Annotated in this window: 21 protein-coding genes and 1 pseudogene; 7 read left to right on the forward strand and 15 right to left on the reverse strand. The window is 43.6% G+C overall.

Features of this window, described 5'->3' with window-relative positions:
* Nucleotides 1-483: 483 nt before the first annotated feature.
* On the reverse strand, nt 484-561 hold the full coding sequence (locus tag ACTXGJ_RS12420) for an ESPR domain-containing protein (protein ID WP_439244177.1): 78 nt from the start codon (nt 559-561) through the stop codon (nt 484-486).
* A 247-nt stretch (nt 562-808) separates the two neighbouring features.
* Here ACTXGJ_RS12420 and ACTXGJ_RS12425 point away from each other — a divergent pair, with 247 nt between their 5' ends.
* Both ACTXGJ_RS12425 and ACTXGJ_RS12430 read left to right on the forward strand, forming a co-directional pair.
* Nucleotides 809-1,444: a response regulator gene (locus tag ACTXGJ_RS12425; RefSeq protein WP_439244163.1), complete on the forward strand. Its 636-nt coding sequence runs from the start codon at nt 809-811 to the stop codon at nt 1,442-1,444.
* Nucleotides 1,445-1,509: 65 nt separating this feature from the next.
* The gene (locus ACTXGJ_RS12430; RefSeq protein WP_443566135.1) at nt 1,510-3,702 is read left to right on the forward strand and encodes an ATP-binding response regulator; all 2,193 of its coding nucleotides are present in this window, start codon (nt 1,510-1,512) and stop codon (nt 3,700-3,702) included.
* A 98-nt stretch (nt 3,703-3,800) separates the two neighbouring features.
* Here ACTXGJ_RS12430 and pssA read toward each other — a convergent pair whose 3' ends face one another.
* Nucleotides 3,801-4,757 (reverse strand): CDP-diacylglycerol--serine O-phosphatidyltransferase, encoded by a 957-nt coding sequence (gene pssA, locus ACTXGJ_RS12435; RefSeq protein WP_439244159.1) that lies wholly within the window; start codon nt 4,755-4,757, stop codon nt 3,801-3,803.
* Nucleotides 4,758-4,766: 9 nt separating this feature from the next.
* Nucleotides 4,767-5,663, reverse strand: a complete 897-nt coding sequence (locus tag ACTXGJ_RS12440; RefSeq protein ID WP_439244157.1) for a 23S rRNA (adenine(2030)-N(6))-methyltransferase RlmJ — start codon at nt 5,661-5,663, stop codon at nt 4,767-4,769.
* Between the two features lie 155 nt (nt 5,664-5,818).
* Between ACTXGJ_RS12440 and ACTXGJ_RS12445 the strand changes: the two genes are divergently transcribed.
* Together ACTXGJ_RS12445 and dapE are read left to right on the forward strand one after the other, a co-directional pair.
* A complete protein-coding gene (locus tag ACTXGJ_RS12445) occupies nt 5,819-6,574 on the forward strand; it encodes a 2OG-Fe(II) oxygenase (RefSeq protein WP_443566136.1) in 756 nt (251 codons plus the stop codon).
* Nucleotides 6,575-6,645: 71 nt separating this feature from the next.
* A complete protein-coding gene (dapE, locus tag ACTXGJ_RS12450; RefSeq protein WP_443566137.1) occupies nt 6,646-7,854 on the forward strand; it encodes a succinyl-diaminopimelate desuccinylase in 1,209 nt (402 codons plus the stop codon).
* 113 nt (nt 7,855-7,967) lie between these two features.
* On the opposite strand, the gene ACTXGJ_RS12455 is transcribed toward dapE, so the two are convergent.
* The 7 genes from ACTXGJ_RS12455 to ACTXGJ_RS12485 all read right to left on the reverse strand — a co-directional run bounded on the left by ACTXGJ_RS12455 (nt 7,968) and on the right by ACTXGJ_RS12485 (nt 13,129).
* Complete coding sequence (locus ACTXGJ_RS12455) at nt 7,968-8,429, reverse strand: GNAT family N-acetyltransferase (protein ID WP_439244153.1); 462 nt, start codon at nt 8,427-8,429, stop codon at nt 7,968-7,970.
* Nucleotides 8,430-8,480: 51 nt separating this feature from the next.
* Nucleotides 8,481-9,020, reverse strand: a complete 540-nt coding sequence (locus ACTXGJ_RS12460; protein ID WP_443566138.1) for a GyrI-like domain-containing protein — start codon at nt 9,018-9,020, stop codon at nt 8,481-8,483.
* Between the two features lie 63 nt (nt 9,021-9,083).
* Complete coding sequence (gene iscX, locus ACTXGJ_RS12465) at nt 9,084-9,293, reverse strand: Fe-S cluster assembly protein IscX (RefSeq protein WP_011279849.1); 210 nt, start codon at nt 9,291-9,293, stop codon at nt 9,084-9,086.
* A gap of 92 nt (nt 9,294-9,385) precedes the next feature.
* Nucleotides 9,386-9,928 carry an acyl-CoA thioesterase gene (locus tag ACTXGJ_RS12470; protein WP_443566139.1) on the reverse strand — a complete coding sequence of 181 codons (543 nt, stop codon included), beginning with the start codon at nt 9,926-9,928 and terminating at the stop codon, nt 9,386-9,388.
* Between the two features lie 142 nt (nt 9,929-10,070).
* Nucleotides 10,071-11,471, reverse strand: a complete 1,401-nt coding sequence (locus ACTXGJ_RS12475; protein WP_439244148.1) for an NAD(P)(+) transhydrogenase (Re/Si-specific) subunit beta — start codon at nt 11,469-11,471, stop codon at nt 10,071-10,073.
* A complete protein-coding gene (locus ACTXGJ_RS12480; RefSeq protein ID WP_298972492.1) occupies nt 11,468-11,806 on the reverse strand; it encodes a proton-translocating transhydrogenase family protein in 339 nt (112 codons plus the stop codon). Before ACTXGJ_RS12480 ends, ACTXGJ_RS12475 begins: the two co-directional genes overlap by 4 nt.
* Before the next feature lie 162 nt (nt 11,807-11,968).
* Nucleotides 11,969-13,129 carry a Re/Si-specific NAD(P)(+) transhydrogenase subunit alpha gene (locus ACTXGJ_RS12485; RefSeq protein ID WP_443566140.1) on the reverse strand — a complete coding sequence of 387 codons (1,161 nt, stop codon included), beginning with the start codon at nt 13,127-13,129 and terminating at the stop codon, nt 11,969-11,971.
* A gap of 487 nt (nt 13,130-13,616) precedes the next feature.
* On the opposite strand from ACTXGJ_RS12485, the gene yaaA reads away from it, so the two are divergent.
* Nucleotides 13,617-14,405: a peroxide stress protein YaaA gene (yaaA, locus tag ACTXGJ_RS12490; RefSeq protein ID WP_443566141.1), complete on the forward strand. Its 789-nt coding sequence runs from the start codon at nt 13,617-13,619 to the stop codon at nt 14,403-14,405.
* Nucleotides 14,406-14,528: 123 nt separating this feature from the next.
* Here yaaA and groL read toward each other — a convergent pair whose 3' ends face one another.
* Both groL and ACTXGJ_RS12500 read right to left on the reverse strand, forming a co-directional pair.
* Complete coding sequence (gene groL, locus ACTXGJ_RS12495; protein WP_439244142.1) at nt 14,529-16,181, reverse strand: chaperonin GroEL; 1,653 nt, start codon at nt 16,179-16,181, stop codon at nt 14,529-14,531.
* Between the two features lie 78 nt (nt 16,182-16,259).
* Complete coding sequence (locus ACTXGJ_RS12500) at nt 16,260-16,550, reverse strand: co-chaperone GroES (RefSeq protein ID WP_201588135.1); 291 nt, start codon at nt 16,548-16,550, stop codon at nt 16,260-16,262.
* A 604-nt stretch (nt 16,551-17,154) separates the two neighbouring features.
* Between ACTXGJ_RS12500 and ACTXGJ_RS12505 the strand changes: the two genes are divergently transcribed.
* Nucleotides 17,155-17,910, forward strand: a complete 756-nt coding sequence (locus ACTXGJ_RS12505; protein ID WP_443566142.1) for a DUF3108 domain-containing protein — start codon at nt 17,155-17,157, stop codon at nt 17,908-17,910.
* Nucleotides 17,911-18,003: 93 nt separating this feature from the next.
* On the opposite strand, the gene ACTXGJ_RS12510 is transcribed toward ACTXGJ_RS12505, so the two are convergent.
* Both ACTXGJ_RS12510 and wrbA read right to left on the reverse strand, forming a co-directional pair.
* Nucleotides 18,004-18,468, reverse strand: a complete 465-nt coding sequence (locus ACTXGJ_RS12510) for a hypothetical protein (protein WP_439244140.1) — start codon at nt 18,466-18,468, stop codon at nt 18,004-18,006.
* Nucleotides 18,469-18,545: 77 nt separating this feature from the next.
* Nucleotides 18,546-19,163 (reverse strand): NAD(P)H:quinone oxidoreductase, encoded by a 618-nt coding sequence (gene wrbA, locus ACTXGJ_RS12515; protein ID WP_439244139.1) that lies wholly within the window; start codon nt 19,161-19,163, stop codon nt 18,546-18,548.
* A gap of 184 nt (nt 19,164-19,347) precedes the next feature.
* Here wrbA and ACTXGJ_RS12520 point away from each other — a divergent pair, with 184 nt between their 5' ends.
* Nucleotides 19,348-20,853, forward strand: coding sequence for a YihY/virulence factor BrkB family protein (locus ACTXGJ_RS12520; RefSeq protein ID WP_443566143.1), 1,506 nt, complete (start codon nt 19,348-19,350; stop codon nt 20,851-20,853).
* 187 nt (nt 20,854-21,040) lie between these two features.
* On the opposite strand, the pseudogene ACTXGJ_RS12525 reads toward ACTXGJ_RS12520, so the two are convergent.
* Nucleotides 21,041-21,508, reverse strand: a pseudogene (locus ACTXGJ_RS12525) (hypothetical protein); the annotation flags it as partial.

The following is a 21,508-nucleotide window of genomic DNA, read 5'->3' on the forward strand; positions in this document are numbered from 1 at the left end:
TAAGCTAAGAACCTGATTTATCTACCTTATTTGGTAGTTTGTCTCGTTCTGTCCCTTAATGAGGTGCGTATTATAGACGCTTTAAATAACTTGTCAAGAACTAAATTAGTTTATTTTAAAATTAATTTAGTGGGATGGTTTGGATATAAGTAGCAAGCTACTTGTTTCATCCGCCTTCCCTCTCGACTGGGTGGCATTATACGCGCTTTGGGTTGGGGGTCAAGGGGTTTATGAAATTAATTTTATATGTAGTAAAACATACCCTATGAGTAGCGGCATTATAACGATAACACCTCTACTCGCGTATTTATAAGCACAGTTCACTTAATTAAAAGTATAGCTGACCCCTACATTACCGCCATTTTGACTACCGCTACTCCCAAAAGCGCTACTACTAATAGAGAATTGGCCCTTTGATGTATTGAGCTCTTTAGTGACTGGTTGCACAGCACTAACCGCAGCTGAATTGCTGGACCTATCAACTTATTTAGTAATTTCGCTCACTGCTACATAACAGCCAGTAACACGGTTGAAAATGACGCGATAAACATGGTTTAACATAATAAATTCCCTTTTATTTACTCTCCTTCATAGCTAAAGCTGCTACACTATCTATTAAGTGTCAAAAAATGTTTATTTATAATAATATATTCGTTAAAATTAATACAATGGAGTAATCTTTTCAAACACTAATTAGACAAAGTATTACTTATTGTAAATAGTAGGTCTGCTATTGATAATAGTACAAATGTACTAATCAGAATGGACGGTACGGAAATGTAGACAGAGCAGCTAATGGATAAAGCACATGAAAACAAAAAAAATCGTCTTATTAGTCGATGATCACGCCCTATTTCGAGCGGGACTGCGTCTCATTCTAAAGAATAAAATAGACGCTGACATCATTGAAATTGAAAAAATCAGTGATGTGACAAGCCTTGAAGAAGAAATCGATGTGATATTATTAGATATTTGTCTACCAGGGCTCAATGGTATTGACGGTATGATTATCCTCCAACAGCGCTGGCCAGAAGCACGTATTATGCTGCTGTCTGCTCTTAACAATCATGAAGAGATCAATAGAGCATTAGAGCTAGGTGCTTGTTGTTTTTTGCATAAAAATACTGACTCCACCCTCATTTGCAATACAGTGCAATCTCTATTAATGAGCCGCTTACCGAGCCAAAGCGATCATATCCAAACCCAAACATCTCCATCCCCTGTCGTTACCCAAACGAAAACGCTGCTAAGTACTAGGCTTTTAGAAGTATTAGCACTTATGGCAGAGGGCCATAGCAATAAATATATCGCTAATGAACTTTCCTTGAGCGAAAACACAGTACGTAATCATATCGTCGCCTTGATGGAACACTTTGATGTCCATAACCGCACCAAGATCATCATTTCTGCTCAACAAGCCGGTTATCTCGCTAAGCCAGAATAAGCGATGCACTAAACATAAGAGTTTATCCAAGCGTTTTTATATAGGACTGATATGGATTACTGACTATGTATAACGACGATATCGAAACCCTTCCTAGCATAATTCCTAGCACCTATAACCATAAAACAATCTTAGCCGCGCAGATTAGACTGTTACTTAGAAACCTACCCTTGGCACTTTTAGGTACTATTTTCACCAGCATTTGCTTTTTTGCGACTATGTTTGTCACTTATGATTTAAATGCCAATCAGCAAGCATTAAATACTATTTGGCTGGCATATCATTCGATAGTCATAGGCGTCTTATGGCTATCTGTCAGATTGATACTCAAAAGACCTGACGCTTTAACGATAACTTTCCTTAAAAAAATATTTGCGGCATTGGCTTTATTATTTTTTAGCGCTATGATCATTTTCCTGCCTATATTTATAGCCATGCTGCAGCGCGTGCCTATTATGGAGATCAATGCTGCCAAACTACTAATCATGATTTGGATGTTTTTTCATCTTATGATTCTTTATGTTTGTTGGTTTAACTGGCAAAAGATCAAAGCTTTAGCAAAAAACACTACCGAAGATTGTAAAAACCTTAATTCTAGTAATAAAGATTACTCCTCTACTAGTAGTCTTAATGACCAATCACTTGTTAAGCCTAGTCGTTCCTTTTTTACTTTGACCTATGAAGTGCCCTCACCCTCTGCTAAAAACCATGATCACTACTTAGCGCATTATGCGGTCTATAGCGTGCTGTTTATTTGTACGCTTGCAACTGCTTGCTTATGGGCATTAGCTATTGGCAAAGCCTTTACCACTAATATTCAAAACTCTACTCAAGTTATCGTACTTCTAGGGCTGCATTTAGGTCTGCTGAGCGGGGGGATCTCAAGCTTAGCCATGTTTTGGCGAGTTTATATTGCCTATGCTTTACCTAGCATATTAATGTGGGGGTTTCTCTTATTTTATATGGTCGATACTGGCTTTATTATTTTAGCGTTTGCGGTCATCACCTTGCTGTTTTTTGATATTTTCTTCGCCAAACATACGTCAACCAATACCCTCAAAGCTATTTTGATTTATCTAGAAAATAATAGCTTAGTAGCACAGCTACAAATAAAAACGCGACAAGTAGAAAAAGCCAGTTCAGCAAAAACTCAGTTTTTGGCTGCCGCTAGCCACGATTTACGTCAGCCGATACAAGCCTTAAGCTTATTTATTGAAGCTCTGAAGGATACTGATCTGGATAGTCAGCAAGCACAGATTGTAGATTATGCCAGCTCTGCTAGCCAATCTAGTCGTGAGATGCTCAACTCGGTATTGGATTACGCTCACTTAGAAAGTGGAGAGATGACTCCTCATTTCGTTGCAACTGAGCTCAATAGTATCCTGCAGAACTTGGTCGATGAGTTTGGCATACAGGCTCAGCATAAACAGCTCTCTTTACGCTTTAAACCTACCACCCTATGTGTAATGACAGACCCTATAATGCTAGCATTGATCCTAAGAAATTTAATCAGTAATGCCATACGCTATACCCATAAAGGGGGTGTCTTGATTGGCGTGCGTAAATTACCTGTAAGTCACTCCTCTCTTGCGCTAGAATACTGCCGTATCAGTATATGGGACACTGGTAGTGGCCTAACGCCGCAAGAGATTGAACAAGCGTTTAAGTCCTTTCATCAAATAGAGCGCAATAATGTGACCAATCAAGGCTTAGGACTCGGGCTTGCTATTGTTAAAGGCATGACTGATCTATTAAAAGCGGATCTAGAAGTAAAGTCTACACTGCATCAAGGGTCACAGTTCTCTATAACCCTGCCTATCTGCGAAAAAGATGATAAGACTACCTTTTATAATAATACCGCCATTAATCATTTAGCAGGAAAAACGGTATTAGTAGTCGATGATGACGATATTCTGCTCAAATCAATGCAGCTTTTATTAGAGGTTTGGGGCTGCAAGGCTGTTGCTGCTCAGACAGTAGCGGAAGCGGTCGCTGCTTTTAAGGTGCATCAACCTGATATCGTAATCTCTGATTATCGCTTAGCTGACAAAGAAACTGGCGAGGAGGTCATCATCGCTATTCAGAACGCCAGTAGTACTGCTAATTACGACTCAGCGTCCTTTATTCTGCTAACAGCCAATACCTCACCTAAGTTACTCAAAGCGACAAAAGCTATCAACCCAACTATCTTGCACAAACCTATAGACCCTCTTATCCTACGCCATCACTTGCAGCAACTCACGGCAAAGGCGCTCTAAAACCCAGTCATCACTGTCCAAGCTAAATACGAAAAAGCCGCTTACTAGGTAAGCGGCTTATGATGACAGATAGAGGTGTTTATAATTCGATGTCGCTTTTATATCTTAGCTTTTATGGTGGTCACAATACCCGATAACGCATAGATAATGCCAATGGCTAAAATACCGACAGGAATATCATAAATAAGAATACTTAGAATTAGAACGGCAATGATCAAAGCCACAAAAGGCACTTTCTTTTTGTCAAACTCTTTAAAGCTATAATATTTGACGTTACTGACCATCAGTAGACCACAAATTACCACCCAAGCGGCGAACAAAATCATAATTATAGTATCGTATTCACCCACCCATTCATTGTGGTCAATGGCAACCATGACCGCTGCGGTGACTAAGATCGCCGCTAAGGGGCTGGCAAGACCCACGAAGTACTTTTTATCAACGATACCCACTTGCACGTTAAAACGCGCCAGACGAAACGCGCCGCAAGCGGTAAAGACAAAGGCACAGCCCAAACCAATACGCCCTAACGGCTCAAGCGCAAAGCTATAAACTAAGATAGCAGGTGCTATGCCAAAAGCCAATAAATCAGCCAAAGAATCATACTGCTCACCAAACGGACTCTGCGCATTAAGCATGCGGGCTACGCGCCCATCAGCGCCATCGAGTATAGCCGATAAAAATATCGCTAAAGCAGCTTTATAAAACTCACCACTGGTGCTAGCTAAAATCGAATAAAAACCAGACAATAGCGATAAAGTGGTGATCAAGTTAGGCGCTAGATAGACGCCGCGACTGACTACTTGCTGACCCTCGGCAACTTCCGCCTCAATAACTTCAAAGGTGAGACCTTCATAATCGTCATTATCCGCTAAGCGAATGTTAAACTCATGCTCATCGATATAAGGCGGCTGCGTCGCGGCACTATCGCTAATATGGTCTAAATTATCATTGAGCGGCAGCTCAGTAGCTTGGTCCGTCTTATCGACAGCTTTATCATCGATAACTCTATCGGTTGCGTTATTAATACTATTATTGCCATTATTGGTACTCATAGCCTGTCCTTATTCGCCGACTAGCCAGCGTACATTGGTCGCGCTATCAGGGGTCATATTGGGCGCGTCAGCGACTTTGAGCGCGGGCTGTAAAAAGCGTAATATCTCGCGCGCCTGATTGTCGAACTGCCAAGGTGGATTAATAATTAGCATGCCGGTACCATTCAGACCAACAGCGACATCGTTTGGATAGACATTGAGCTCACAGATGAGCTGGCGTCTGATATCGGTACGTTTAAGCTTTTTATAAAACAACTCAACCGCGTCAATATTTTTGATTGGGAACCATAGCGCATAAGTCCCTTGTGGCCATTTATTATAAGAGGCCACTAATAAATCAACCAGACGGGTAAAGTCTTTATGCTCTTGCTCATAAGGCGGATCTAAAAATATTAAGCCGCGACGCTCGGCAGGGGGAATGACGGCACGAATCCCCTCAAAAGCATCGCGATGATGAATGCCAATCGGTAGCTTATGCAGCTGATAGTTCAAAGCGTCATACTCACTCGCTTTAGCCTCAAAAGCCTCACCGCGTACGCCACTATCTGGCTTTTCAATTGAGTTTTTTTCGATATGATGGGCAATCCACCAAGGCGACCCCGGATAGACTTTATTGTCATAAGTAAAACGCGCTTGCTTGATACCTTCTATATAGTCTTTGATAGCGGCAGGCGCTTTTTCCATATCCAAGCCCTCAGCTGTTAGCAAAGCTTGGATACCGCCTTTGGCTTCCCCAGTTTTGCGCGCCTCTTCGCTAGCTAGCGAATAAAGTCCGCGGCCGCCGTAAGCGTCGAGGGCATAAAAAGGTTTGTTTTTTTGGCTTAATTGATTAAGCAGTTGCACAAGTAAAATGTGTTTCACCACATCGGCAAAGTTACCTGCGTGGTAGGCATGTTTATAATTCATAAGGTATAGTTCATAATCTCAAAAAGTTTAAGTGCGGAAAATTGCATCTATGGTAGCATAGGAAGCTTAAAAGATAACGTGGGTTTTGGTAATTAGACGTTGATAAAGCGCTAGTAGAATACTGATAGAGCATTGGTAAAGAGTAACGGGACGACATGACAACGATTATTAGCAACCTTAAAGTAACGCCTCTAGCGGTTGATAATCCCATAGGTATAGATAATCCGCCACAGCTTACGCCTACTGACAAAAAAGGCATGAGCGCGGATGGCCTAACCCAACAAGTCTTGCAATTGTCTGACTTTGCTGTTAATTGGGCACATAGGCTCAGCGATAGCGCGCTTGATACACTAGTTTCGGACGGCTGGCTGGTTCTTGATAATGTCTTTATAGATAAAGCCTTGCTTGCCTTGCAGGCCGAGAGTGGTTTTATTGACTATCGTGAAGCAGAGCTTACCGCTGGTATTAGGGTGAGCAACATTCGCGGTGATAACATTCGCTGGATCACCAAAGACTTCTTTGCTGGGTTTTATTATCTGCAAGCTATCAATGCGCTATCGGCTCTATTGAACCGGGCGCTATTCACGGGTATTCGTCATAGTGAAGCGCATTATGCCTGCTATCCACCCGGCTTTGGCTATCAGTGGCACAGTGACAACCCGGCAGGCCGTGATGAGCGCGTGATATCTGCGGTCTTTTATCTCAACGACGACTGGGAAGAGATAGACGGCGGCGCGGTAGAAATTGTGGATAATCACGGCGTCCATCATGAAGTCATGCCGCTTGCTAATCGCTTAATTATCTTCAATAGCGACCTGCAACATCAAGTACAAACCGCCCATCGTCAGCGCTACTCTATCGCCACTTGGATGCGCCGTGATGGTTTAGTGCCTTTTGTAGAAGAAGGTTAAAGTATCAATCTACCAGTACCAAACCAAAATTATTCATGTTAATAAAAATTATCCCTATTAAAAGGTTCTTTATGTCTAACAATAACAACAACACTTTATCGCAAACCCATCAACAAGCTACTCTAGATTTAAGTATTGAGCTGCTTGAACGACCCTCAGTCACCCCTGATGATGACGGCTGTCAAGATATATTGTCAGCGCGATTAGAGCAAGCAGGCTTCGACTGCGAATTTATGTACTTCGGTGATAGAGATAAAACAGGTGAGCATGCTGAGGTGAAAAACTTATGGGCACGGCGCGGCACGACCGATCCGGTCATTTGCTTCGCCGGTCACACCGATGTAGTGCCAACCGGTGATGTCAATAATTGGCGCTATCCGCCCTTTACGCCAACTATCGAAGACGGCTACCTTTGGGCGCGCGGTGCCGCTGATATGAAAACAGGTATCGCTGCTTTTACCATTGCAAGCGAGCGTTTTGTTGCTAATCATCCTGAGCACAAAGGCTCAATCGCTATGCTGATTACCTCTGATGAAGAAGGCCCCTCTATCAATGGTACGGTGAAAGTCATCGAAACCTTGGAAGCGCGCGATGAGAAAATAACTTACTGCCTAGTCGGCGAACCTTCGAGCACCGATACCCTTGGCGATATTATCAAAAACGGTCGCCGCGGCTCCTTAGGGGCGGAGCTGACCGTAACAGGCAAACAAGGTCACGTCGCCTACCCTCATTTGGCCAGTAATCCTATCCATGCGGCAATGGCAGCACTAAGCGAGCTCACTGCTGCTGAATGGGATACTGGTAATGATTACTTCCCTGCGACCTCGTTGCAAATCTCCAACATCAACAGTGGTACGGGCGCGACCAACGTCATTCCTGAAACGCTAAGTGCAGTGTTTAATTTCCGTTTCTCAACGGAAACGACTGAAGATGAGTTAAAGCAGAAAACCCATGCAATCTTTGACAAGCATTTTGCTAATAGTGATGCCAGTTATGACATTCATTGGAAACTCTCAGGCCAGCCATTTTTAACGCCTGAAGGCAAACTAGTATCTGCTTGTCAAAACGCGATCAAGTCAGTAACAGGTACAGACACCACGCTTTCTACTTCTGGCGGGACATCCGACGGCCGTTTTATCGCGCCAACAGGTGCACAAGTCGTTGAGCTTGGCGTGCGTAATGCCACTATTCATCAAGTCGATGAAAGGGTAGAAGTCGATGACTTAGGAAAACTGGCGCAGATATATGAAGGAATATTAGAGAACTTATTGCTAGATTAATTGCAATTGCTTAATTAAGCTCGTAAAAAAAGCGTTACTTATTGCATAAGTAACGCTTTTTTTACAAGTTATCTTTTAATAGATAAATATTTGATGGACAAATAATCGATTTACTACTCCACTACTTTGACCCATGCACTCTCATGTTTTTTGAAACCAACTTTTGGATAATACTCAGTCGCTTGCGGCGCAGATAACAAAATAACTTTACAACTGGGCGGCAGTTGCTGCTCAATTTTTTCGATCATCTTTTTACCAATACCATGGTTTTGATACGCTTCATCGACAGCCATATCAGATAGATAGCAACAATAACTAAAATCCGTAATGCAGCGCGCCACGCCAATCAATTGTTTGTCGTTATTCGCATCATTTGTCGCCTCTTCATGCTCTTTATTTACTGCCCTGTCTACCCATGCCGTTACTAAAAGATTGGCATTATCTAGCATGCCTTTAATCGTATAAGGATTATCTATAGGACGACGCTCGCCTAAACTACAATTCTTTAATACCTCTATGAATTGGAAAGGCGTAATCGGAGTGTTGATTTGATAAGTGACTTTGGACGTCGACATAAAGCATGCTTCTTAATATTTAGTTATTTTATCTATCTAGATTTTACAACTTTACTCAATCCCAATATAAAGATCGACTTGTCCAAATTCTAAATTACCACCGATATAATGCTCAAAATCGACATTATAAGTGCGAGTGTGTTCGCAGTCAGGATTATGGAAATACTCCCACGCCTTCTCCCAAGCATTCATCACCGTATTAGGCATTCTCCCTTCTTCGGTAAATACCAAATACTTGCCTGCAGGGATAGTCATCGTGATGACATCGCTACCATGAGCGGCGCTAAGAATATTCTCAGGACTAAGGACATTGTTATCTTCGCTATCATCCTGCCCTGCTGCCTGCTCGCTCTCTACCTTCCAACTGGCGACCACATCGAATGCTCCGACTAAATCTTCGCTCTCATAGTTATGATAAACGCCGTAGATATCTTCGCCCTCGCTAAGATGGCTGACATGGTTTTGGTAAAACTTTTGCCACAGACGGCCTAGTTTGGCCGTTTCGTATTCAGTCTCAGCAAGATTTGTGGTACGCGCGCTGATACCTTGACAGACTATCGCTGACGATAGCTCTTTGACGGATGAACTCATAATACTGCCTTAGCTTTTATATGCGATTTGTATTGGAATATTATTTATGATAACAGAATAAATTTAGTCTGCCTCATCTATCCAATTCATCTGAATCGCTTCTAAGATACCTTCATTTGAACGCTGTGGATCATCATCAAAGCCTTCTAACTCCGTTACCCAGCGATGCAGATCAGTGAAGCGGATATACTGCGGATCAGTCTCAGGGAACTTCTCGTATAGCTCGATGGCGATATCTAAGCTGTCGGTCCATTTTAGTTTTTGCGGGGTCATAGTGAGTCCTTAATTTTATTATAAATATGATAAGCTCATCCTAACAAACTTCGTTAGATGATTATAGAGGCATTTATGAGAGCATGGCGTAATCATACGCTAGGCGCTTGCATTGACTTGACAGCCACTTGATGAGTGTTCCAAGTAGTGATGACATCGGTTAACTGCTCCCCTGCCATGTCTAATATCGCGGGCGTTTGCTGACCATGTTTACTCATTAGCACAAACTTGGTCATACCAACCGCCATTAATTGGTCTTTTACAAAAAAATGATGCTCAAAATAAACATACTTTTTATCCCAACCTGCTACAGCACTTCTTAGGATCATTTTGTCCAAAAATTTGATTTGCTTGAGGTAAATGACCTCCTGCATAGCGACAATCCACTCAGGAGTTTTGATACCTTTTTGATGGCAGCAAGTCCTTAACCACCTAGTAACATTAAGCTCAATAAAAGATAAGAAGCGATAATTTGGCAGATGATCACGAAACCCTAGATCGTGTGGTAATACTCGGTAATGCCTTATGACTGGCGCTCTTAGCACCTCTTCATTAAGATTCTTGCTAACAGATTGCTTTTTCAGCTCTTGTTTGAGCAGGCTAGTCATAATAAAAAAACGGATTAACATATTCATAAAGAACTCTTTTGACGTCTATTTTGTGTGTTATAACTGACTGAATTTTATAAGTGACATAAAGGCGCTATACCATAACGCAAAAAAGCCACCGGAGTGACTTTTTTACCTAAAATACTTAATACAAAATACTAACAGCTCATTAATGACCGCCGCCGTTGATGCTACGTACCATCTCTTCAACCATTTTCTTGGCATCACCAAAGATCATCATAGTCTTATCCATATAGAAGAGACTGTTATCAAGACCTGCATAACCCGTGCTCATCGAGCGTTTGATGACCATCACCGTTTGCGCTTTGGTTACCTCGAGGATAGGCATACCAAAGATAGGTGAGGTTGGGTCGTCTTTAGCAGACGGGTTCACCACGTCATTGGCCCCGATGACGAGTACCACATCAGTACTAGCAAAGTCGGAGTTAATCTCATCCATCTCCATGATGTCATCGTACGGCACATCCGCTTCTGCCAATAGTACGTTCATGTGACCTGGCATACGTCCCGCAACCGGGTGAATAGCGAAGCGTACATTGACGCCCTCTTCTTTTAATAGCTCATATAATTCTTTGACCGCATTCTGTGCACGGCCTTGCGCCATACCATAACCTGGCACGATAATTACGTCACTAGCATTGGACATAAGAAAGCCTGCGTCTTCTGCTGAGCCTGACTTATAGTTCTTTGGCGCGCCATCATCATCGCCGCCAGCGACTGCTGCACTGCCTATACCGCCGAATAAGACGTTGATCAATGAGCGGTTCATCGCCTTACACATGATGTAGGAGAGAATCGCCCCTGATGAGCCAACTAGTGAGCCGGCAATAATCAGCATCGAGTTGCCAAGAGTAAAACCAATACCTGCTGCTGCCCAACCTGAGAAGGAGTTGAGGAGTGACACGACTACTGGCATATCGCCGCCACCAATTGGTGCAATCCACATCCAACCAAAGGCAATGGCTAATACGGTCATGACGTAAAAAGCGGGCAAGGAGTCAGTAATAAAATATACTGCACCAAAACCAATCATCGCGATAAATAATAACGCTTGTACCGGCTTGACCCAGCCGCCATTGACCGTTTTTGCCCAGCTTTTTGCCGCCAGTTTACCAAAGGCAAAGACGGAAGCTGAAAAGGTAATGGCACCAATAAAGCAACCAATAAATAGCTCTAAGCGGGTGACCGTATTGTACTCTTGATCAGAGTGCAGTACCGTTGCTAAGGCGATAGCTACTGCAGCTAGGCCGACTAAGGAGTGCATTAAAGCCACGGTTTCTGGCATTTGGGTCATCGCTACGGTTCTTGATTTCCAGATACCAACAGCCGCGCCTAATACCATTGCGCCGATGATCATCCACATGATCGGACCTTCAGCTAAGAAGAAGGTCGTGATAACGGCGATAGCCATCGCGACCATACCCATGCGATTACCGCGAATTGCGGTTTTGGGACTAGATAATCCTCGCAAAGTTAAGACAAATAAAATAGCGCCAACTAAATAGAACCAGTCCGCATTAGTGGCGATGAAGTTTGTTAAATCGCTCATGCATCACCTCCATTCTCAGTCTTTACTACTGGTGCTTTTTTGGGTTTGGGTTTAAACATAGAAAGCATGCGCTCCGTCACTGAAAAGCCACCAAATATATTGATACTGGCTAAAAACACCGCAAAAGCACCGATCAAACTCGTCGCCGTAAATACTTGGTTATCGATAACGACGGTTTGCAAAATCGCACCGACAATCACAATACTAGAGAGCGCATTGGTGACCGCCATCAAAGGCGTATGCAGGGCCGGGGTCACACCCCAAACCACGTAATAACCCACAAAGATAGCGAGTACAAATACGGTAAAAATTGCGACAAATGGCGTGCTAGCCATGGCGGCGCCAGCTGGCGCTGCTGCTAAAATAGTGGCAATCATTTTATCCTCCTAAAATTTATTCGTTACTGGCAAATTCATTAGTAATATCAAAAAGACTTATAGCTTTAATAGCCCAGATAGCTTAAGCGCTTGTTAGATAGCCGCTTAGTAGTCAGCTACTTAGCGCTTAGCCAAACGCACTTGACCGTCATGGGTCACTGCGAGTGCGCCTTGAATCTCGTCTTCCATATCTAAATGAAGTGCTAGTTTGTTCGGTGCGGCGTCGTTATTTGCATCCTCTTCAGCAATCAAAGTCGTGATAAAGTTCACTAAGTTATTGGCATAAAGATCTGAGGACTGCGCGGCAAGCTGGGACGGAATATTTGCCGCGCCAACGATACGCACGCCGTTATCCGTGGTGATGGTTTGCTCAGCAACTGCCCCTTCAACGTTACCACCTGTACCTGCTGCCATATCGATCAACACTGAACCTGCTTTCATCTTATCAAGCGTGGTTTTATGTACTAATCTTGGAGCGTCACGACCAGGTATCTGCGCGGTAGTAATGACGATATCAGCAGCGCTTAGCGCCTTATCTACCACCGCCGCTTGATCTTTCATATACTGCTCTGAGGGCGTCCACGCATAACCGCCAGTTGCTTTGGCCTTTTGCGCTTCCTCCTCACTCATCGGTACGTCTAACCATTTACCGCCAAGCGACTCGACCTGCTCACGCGCAGAGGGGCGCAAGTCACTCGCTTCAACGACAGCGCCTAAACGCTTAGCGGTAGCGATCGCTTGCAAGCCTGCCACGCCGACACCTAAGATAACGACTTTGGCAGGTTTGACTGTACCCGCTGAAGTCATAAACATGGGGAACGGACGCGAGTACTCATTAGCAGCCAGTAACACCGCCTTATAACCGGCGAGGTTGGCTTGTGAGGACAATACATCCATATTTTGCGCGCGCGACAAGGTACGTGGCAATAGTTCCATTGCAAATACAGTCGCGCCTTTGTTCGCATAAGTCTCTAGCTGAGTATTACGGTAAGGATCAAGCATCCCAACGATAATTTGCTTGGGCTTTAGAGTCTCAGTGAGCTCAGCTGGCAAGTCACTGATAGTGGTAATAATCTGGGACTGCTCAATCACTTCATTACTACTACTAGCAATGTCAGCACCGGCCGTTTGATAGCTGTCGTCTGTATAATAGGCTGCAAGACCTGCGCCTGACTGAACGACGACCTCAAACCCAAGCTTACGCAGCTTTTTGACCGCATCTGGGGTGAGTGCTACGCGGCTCTCAGTTGTACTGTCTGCACTGATAACACCGATTTTCATATCGTCTCCTTACATGCAAATACTTGCCTGATCACAAGCTTTGGCTTTATGGATATATTGAATGATAAAATAGAGGGCGCAAAAAAAGCCCTGCTCAGCTAGTACTCTGTGAAGTAAAGCACTGAGCAAAGATTATCAATTCCCTGAATGATAATGCTATCTTCATCATCTTTTTTTATTATAGAGACATCGTCCCCTACCTTTCATTGTTTAATGATGACTCATAAGTAAATAAAAAGTTAGTAGTTGTGTCTCGGCTATAACTTTTATTGTTCTATCAAAAATTATTGACAATAATAGCAGTATCTAAATTCGTTAGGTGAAATATATTGAGCTTTTAAGCGTGGAGATTATCCCCCTAGTTAATGCGTATCCTCTATAGCTATAGGTTTGTGCTATGGTAGTGTCAAGACGGGTATAAAAAATAAATTAAGTTTCGCTTATTCTATGCATTGACAATCAATTGACACTTAAAAAAGGAGTCCATATGTACTTTGTCCTCTCCCCTGCCAAGTCCTTAAATGAAACGGACGCTGTGCCTTTAAACCTTGGTAACTATTATAGCCAGCCTGCCCTCATTGAAGACGCCGCGCAGCTGATAAAAAACCTCAAGGCCAAAGATCCGATTGATTTACAAGAGCTTATGAGTATTTCTGATGATTTAGCGCAGCTTAACGCGGAGCGTAATCGAGCATGGCAGATGCCGCATGACTCTGATAATGCCAAGCCTGCCGCCTATCTGTTCGATGGTGACGTCTACACTGGTCTTGCCAGCTACGAGATGGATAAAGAGACCATGCTTTATCTCAATGAACACTTAGGTATTTTGTCTGGACTTTACGGGGTATTGAAACCTTTAGACTTGATGCAGCCGTATAGACTTGAGATGGGAACTAAGCTAAAAAACAAGCGCGGTGATAACTTGTATGAGTTTTGGGATGAGCAAATCACCGATGCTATCAATACCCAAATGGCGGATAGCGATGACAAGGTGCTTGTCAATCTAGCGTCCAATGAATACTTTAAATCGGTAAAGAAAAAGGCCTTAGACGCGCAGATTATTACCCCTAGATTTGAAGATGAAAAAAATGGTACGTATAAAGTGATTAGCTTTTATGCCAAAAAAGCGCGCGGACTAATGGTGAAATATGCGGCAGACAACCAGCTGACCAAAGCGGAACAACTCAAAGAGTTTGATTTGGCAGGTTATTATTACGTTGATAGTGAATCTGATGATAAGACGTGGACTTTTAGAAGGGATGAGGCGGATCAGTAAGATTTAACACTGTATAAAATTAACATAAAAAAACTCCGATAAGCCAAAGCCTATCGGGGTTTTGTATTATAAGTACTATGAAATAAAAACTGTAGCACTAGGCATTACAGGTCTAAGGGCTGATTACATCATGCCGCCCATACCACCCATGCCGCCCATACCACCAGCGCCGCCGCCCATAGCTGCCATACCGTCATCACCTTGTGGTAAATCAGTGATCATCGCTTCAGTAGTGAGCATGAGACCAGCAACAGAAGCAGCGTTCTCTAGAGCTGAACGAGCCACTTTGGCCGGATCTAAGATACCCATCTCTAGCATATCGCCGTACTCGCCAGAAGCCGCGTTGTAGCCATAGTTACCGCTACCGTTTTTGACTTCGTTGACCACTACTGAGGCTTCTTCGCCAGAGTTGGTGACGATTTGACGCAGTGGCGCTTCCATCGCGCGACGTAGGATATTGATACCGGCGTCTTGATCGTCGTTGTCGCCTTTTAGCTCAGATAAAGCATTCATCGCACGAACTAAAGCGACACCGCCGCCAGGTACGACGCCTTCTTCGACCGCAGCGCGAGTCGCATGTAGCGCATCATCAACGCGATCTTTCTTCTCTTTCATTTCCGTCTCAGTTGCCGCGCCGACCTTGATAACCGCTACGCCGCCCGCTAGTTTTGCCATGCGCTCTTGTAGCTTTTCTTTATCGTAGTCAGAGGTAGACTCTTCGACTTGACGTTTGATAGAGTCAACACGCTCATTGATCGCAGTAGTTTCTCCTGCGCCATTAACGATGACGGTGTTTTCTTTACCAACAGTGACTTTCTTCGCGGTACCCAACTGCTCAAGGGTTGCTTCTTCTAGGCTTAGGCCGATCTCTTCAGAGATAACCGTACCACCGGTCAAAATAGCGATATCTTGTAGCATCGCTTTACGACGATCACCAAAGCCAGGTGCTTTTACGGCACAAGTTTTTAGGCCACCGCGCATATTGTTCACTACCAAGGTCGCAAGCGCTTCATTCTCAACGTCTTCAGCGATGATTAGCAAAGGCTTGCTCTGCTGCATGACTTGCTCAAGTAATGGCACGATCTCACGGATATTGCCGATTTTTTTGTCAACCAATAAGATATACGGGTTTTCAAACTCAGCGGTTAAGCTATCTTGCTTGTTAGCAAAATATGGGCTGATGTAACCACGGTCAAACTGCATGCCTTCGACCACTTCTAGAGTGTCCTCAAAGCTTGAGCCTTCCTCAACAGTGATAACGCCTTGCTTACCGACTTTTTCCATCGCCTGCGCAATCAGCTCACCGATTTTGGTGTCTGAGTTAGCCGAGATAGAGCCGACTTGGGCGATAGCTTTTGAATCGTCAGCTGGGGTTGATAACTGGTGAATCTCTTTTACCGCTTCACGTACCGCTTTATCGATACCGCGCTTAAGATCCATAGGGTTCATGCCTGCAGCGACTGATTTCATGCCTTCTTGCAGAATAGACTGAGCCAATACCGTAGCAGTGGTGGTACCGTCACCGGCGACATCATTGGTGCGGCTAGCCACTTCACGCACTAACTGTGCGCCCATGTTTTCAAACTTATTTTCAAGCTCGATCTCTTTAGCAACCGAAACGCCATCTTTAGTGATAGTCGGCGCGCCAAAAGATTTATCGATCACCACGTTACGACCTTTCGGGCCTAGTGTAACTCGTACCGCGTTTGCTAGGACGTTTACGCCGTCCATCATCTGTGTGCGGGCATCAATGCCAAACTTTACGTCTTTTGCCATGTTAAATTGCTCCATTCGTTATTTTAGTTCATTAGGTATCATTCAATTCATCTTAATGAAGAGGTTAGGGTTTTATGATTACCCTTCTAACACCCCTAATACATCAGACTCTTTCATAATAAGTAGCTCTTCGCCGTCGACTTTTACGGTTTGACCAGCATACTGACCGAATAAGACTTTGTCGCCGACTTTAACGTCCAAAGTGCGGACTTCACCGTTGTCACGAATCTGACCGTTACCCGTCGCTAGTATTTCACCTTGTGACGGCTTTTCTTGCGCTGAACCTGGTAATAAGATACCACCAGCGGTTTTGGTTTCTTCTTCTATGCGGCGTACGACAATACGATCATGTAAAGGACGAATATTCATCGATAGGACTCCAAAAGTTGTTTGAATAAAAAGTTTCGTGTCAGCCCAATAATAGCAGCGTCGTCCAGCTTTTGTTGTTGACTACGCTATAGACGCGCTCTTATAGACTCGCTTTAATAATAAGCTTCGAGCTTGTCTCAAAAAGTGGGGGCATACGCGTAGAGCTTCAAGGGCGTGGCCCAAAAATTTACAAGAATAGTGCTGATAAAAATCATCTATCCTAAGCTAAGAGCAAGCTTACTGACAGGATGTTACTGAGTCTAAATAGTGACTTCTTTTGGGTAACCTCAGCTACAAGAGCCAAACGTCTGCTTAAGAGTCGAACCTTGAAAATGTAACAAGGTATGACCATTATAATAGCTGACAACATAGTAGCTGATAATGAAATCATAAGGGCTACTGATCCGCTTTATTAAATTATAAAAATCCTTGTGAATTATTATAATGAATCCTAAATAAAAAAAGGACGATTATAATAGCGTGCTACTGGTATAAATTTTCCTTGCGTGCTGCATTCTTAAAGGCTGCGCAAAATTCATCTCAGTAGCACTGTATTTATTTCATAGTGGATTGACTATAGCTGTATAATTATTAAGGACTATCCATGACTTTACTATCTTCTTTAACGCCCTTTACTACTCAAAAACGCAGCAACAACAAACGACGTACTACGCTAATCACGGGCGCTAGTATCGCTGCTATTGGAGCTTTATCTATGACCGCCCCTACTCTGGCTAGCGCCAAAACCATTCAGCCTTCAACCGCTGATTATAGCTTTACCGTTGAAGATAAATACAAAGGTAACGCGACTCGCACCTTAAAAAAATCAGGCAATACTTGGAACTATAATGTAAAGGCTCGTGTTGCCGGCGTCGCGAGTGCGTCGCAAAGCAGTACCTTTACTATCATGGGTAATAATGTCAGTCCTTCTAAGGCTAGCACCACTTATAAGCTCTTAGGTATCGGTCGCACCCATAATCTAAGTTTCGATTCGGTAGGTAAAAAAGTTACGAGTAGCTATAAAGGTAAAACCACGACGTCAAATATGGCGCAGCAAGCCTTTGATGATTTGAGTTTAGAAGTGCAAATTCGACAAGACCTATTAAACGGTAAATTCTCAGGTAACTACTACATGGCCAAAAAAGATAAAGTAGAAAAAACACCTTTCAAAAAAGTGGGCAATACGAAAGTAACCGTACCAGCGGGCACTTTTGATACCGTACGAGTCGACCGTATTCATGATGATAATAGTCGCTCAACGAGCTTTTGGCTCGCGCCAAGCTTAGATTATCTGCCAGTCAAAGTCAGTCAAATCAACGACGGTAAAAAGATGGATTTAGAATTGAAAAAGGTACGTTAGGCGATAGCACATTGAAACTCCTAGGTTCAAAACTAAAAATCGGCGCTCTACTGTCATAGGTAGAGCGCCGATTTTTTATGTCAGAGAATGCAACTATTTTTCTCCTTTATTCATCGACGGTAAGCGCTTGAGCAAGATAAACAACCAAATATTTATCGCCAGTAATAAAGCAAAATCCAGCCCATAAACTAAAATCTCTGTCCAACTACTGCCATAAATGCGAGTGAATAATACTACGCCGCTAGCTCCTAGATAAACTAAGGTCAACATACTACTAACCAGTAGCATATAAGGAGAGCGACCGCGCACTATCGAAGGAGTGATGATAAAGGCCGGTATCAGCCACAGGCCATGCCAAGCGATACCACCAACGATATCCGGATTACTTGGATTAAACAAACTAATAAATATCGGCAATACTAAGAGCCGATATGCTATCCACACTAGCCAGGTGCGCAGTAAGCGCTGCTGCATAGGCGCAATGAGCTTTTTTGGCTTGACGGCTCTAGCCGGTTTAGGACCAGGTGTTTGCTTAGAAGGCGTAGAAGTTGTGGACATTAGCGGCGGTATTTTCCTAATTTATAGCACGTTTTTATCATTCAGCTTTTTTCATTAAGCTAACAAGCTTTAAGCCCTTAGCGCTTCCAGTTCGCTTGCAACAGCGCTTGAGCAGTAATGGCAAGCCGGCGGCCTTGGGCAATGGCCAATTCGCGCTCATCGTCTGATATAGGCTGATCATGGGCGGCGCCGCTGACATGACTAGCACCATAAGGAGTGCCACCACGTTGGGTGCGATTGAGCGCAGCCTCACCATAGGGCAATCCTACGATCATCATACCGTGATGCATCAGCGGCAACATCATCGTCAGTAGCGTGGTTTCTTGACCGCCATGCATAGAGCCTGTTGCGGTAAATACTGACGCGGGTTTGTTTTGTAGATTACCTGCCAGCCACAGTGTCACGGTATTATCCCAAAAGTACTTCATAGGAGCCGCCATATTCCCAAAATGCGTTGGGCTGCCTAAGGCCAATCCAGCGCAGTTCTTAAGATCGTCCATAGTACAGTAAAGATCGCCCTCGTCAGGTATAGCCGCTTTGCTCGCAGTCGTCTCAGCCGCCACTGTCGGCACCGTACGTATACGCGCGGTCATGCCAGCATCTTCTATCCCTTGAGCAATGGCATAAGCCAAGACATTGGTGGTGCCATGACTTGAGTAATATAGCACTAATACATAGGGATCGATCTGACTCATGGGCAAGGCTTCCTTTTGGGTGATACTCATTGAAATGATTCGAGTGCAGGCTACATTATGCCCGAGTCGTTGACTGACATGCAAACCGACTGCTACTGCCTAGCATTTTGACACAAATAAGTGGCAACTAAGGCTAGGACATTTTGTTACACTATTGTCACCTCCCTCCTTCTACATGGTCAATATGGAAAAATTAACTCAAAAATTTCCTTTTTTACAGCAGCGCTGGTTTAAATTTGTAAGGTTTTTGATTAGGCATTTTTTTGAAGATAACTGCCAACAAAAAGCCGCATCTTTGACCTACACCACGATGTTGTCAATTGTACCTATATTTACGGTACTGCTGATGATTTTGTCTTCAGTGCCCGCTCTAGCTTCTGCCCGCGCGCAGATATATGAAGTCATTTATAGCAATTTATTGCCACAATCGAGCCTGCAAGTCAGTAAATACATCAATAACTTTGCCGAAAAATCGACTAATTTAACGGCTATCGGGATAATGATTTTATTTGTCACCACTATTATGACTTTGACCACTGTTGAGCGCGCTTTCAATCAGATTTGGCGCGTGGATGAACGCTCAGGTGGGCTCAAAAGCCTGCTGCGTTATTGGACAATTATTACCTTAGGGCCTTTAGTTTTGGGGACGGCTTTTATTGCCTCAAGTGCGGTGCAAAGCTTGAGTTTTCTAAATCGTCAAATAGCCGGTTACGGTATTGATTGGTCTTTTTGGGTACAGGTAGTATCAATCGGCATTACCGTAGCAGGTTTTATTGGTATGTATTGGTTTATCCCAAAAGCGCGCGTACCAGCGAAAAGCGCCATTATTGCTGGGGTGATTATAGCTGTCGTATTTGAGCTGCTCAAGCATGTATTTGGTACGGTCATGACCAACTTCACCAGTTATGAGGCGATTTATGGTGCCTTTGCGGCGATTCCAATCTTTTTATTATGGATCTATTTGTCATGGAATCTGATCTTATTAGGGGTTGAGATTAGTTATACCGTTACTATTTTTGAGACTGAAGAGGTCTATCCGCGTCATCCTTTACTAAGTTTACTCGATATGCTGAACTTGGTTTATAGCCGCTATCTAAAAGGCGAAGCGGTTAGTGAACAGGAGCTGCGTAACGTCTTGGGCCGCAAGGAGCTGCCTAAATGGTATATTTATATTAATTATCTCAAAGATAGCAATCTCATCACTATGACTGAAGATGATGATTACGTGCTCAAAAAAGATTTGAGCACCATGACGCTATGGGATTTTTATCGAACTCTGCCCTATCCTTTGCCTATCAAAGACGAGCTAGATGAGATGACGCTAGAGGATCAAGAGCCGTGGCTGAGCTTACTGGTCGATCGTTTTGAGGATACAGAAGCCTTTGCTAGACAGCAGTTAAACCTGCCACTAGCCGCTATATTTGCTCATAGTCATCCACGCAAAAAACATCCGACCAAGGCTAGTAAGCCTCCTAGCTTTAAGAATAAATGGACGCCACCTTTTGAACCTGAAGCTTATGATAAAGACAGTGATATGTCTGAAAATGATGACGAGTCGCAAGCGGTCATCCCTAGAGATAGTGCAAAAGCGGTAAGCAGAGACAACCATAAACAGCAGCACAAGCGGATGAATCAGCACGCAATTACAGCTGATAGAAATATCATCACTGAAGCAGATAATCCGAATTAGGGCAAAAAGAGTAGCGATTCATTTTTTAAATACCAGTATAAATTATAAAATTTAATTGACCAAACAAGCCCATTCATTACTTTTGGTTTTCTTTGGAACAATTTTTATACGCTTCGTCAACATTGCTGTTATATTGCCCTTTAAATTATAATAATAAGGGCTCTGTTTTGAAAAAAACGATGGTATTTCAAACTAAAGTATTGAGTATTACTGTTATCTCTATCATGCTTTCCGCTTGCGGTGAAGATAGTGAAAGTACTCCTCCCGTAGTAAAGCCGCCTTTGGTTACAGCACCTGAATCCAGTAATCCTTTAACGCCGATTGAACCAAGTACACCCATTAAGCCTAGTGTTCCTTTAACACCGCTTGAACCTAGCATGCCAATTAAGCCTAGTCTTCCTTTAACCCCGTTAGAACCAAGTACGCCAATCAAACCTAGCGTACCTTCAACGCCGCTTGAGCCAAGTACACCCATTAAGCCTAGCGTACCTTTAACGCCGCTTGAGCCGAGCACGCCAATTAAACCAAGTGTACCACTCACGCCGCTTGAACCAAGTACGCCAATTAAACCTAGTGAGCCATTAACGCCACTTGAGCCAAGCACGCCGATCAAACCTAGCGAACCATTAACGCCACTTGAGCCAAGCACGCCGAT

This window comes from Psychrobacter sp. 1Y11 (assembly GCF_052259045.1).
Lineage (GTDB): Bacteria > Pseudomonadota > Gammaproteobacteria > Pseudomonadales > Moraxellaceae > Psychrobacter.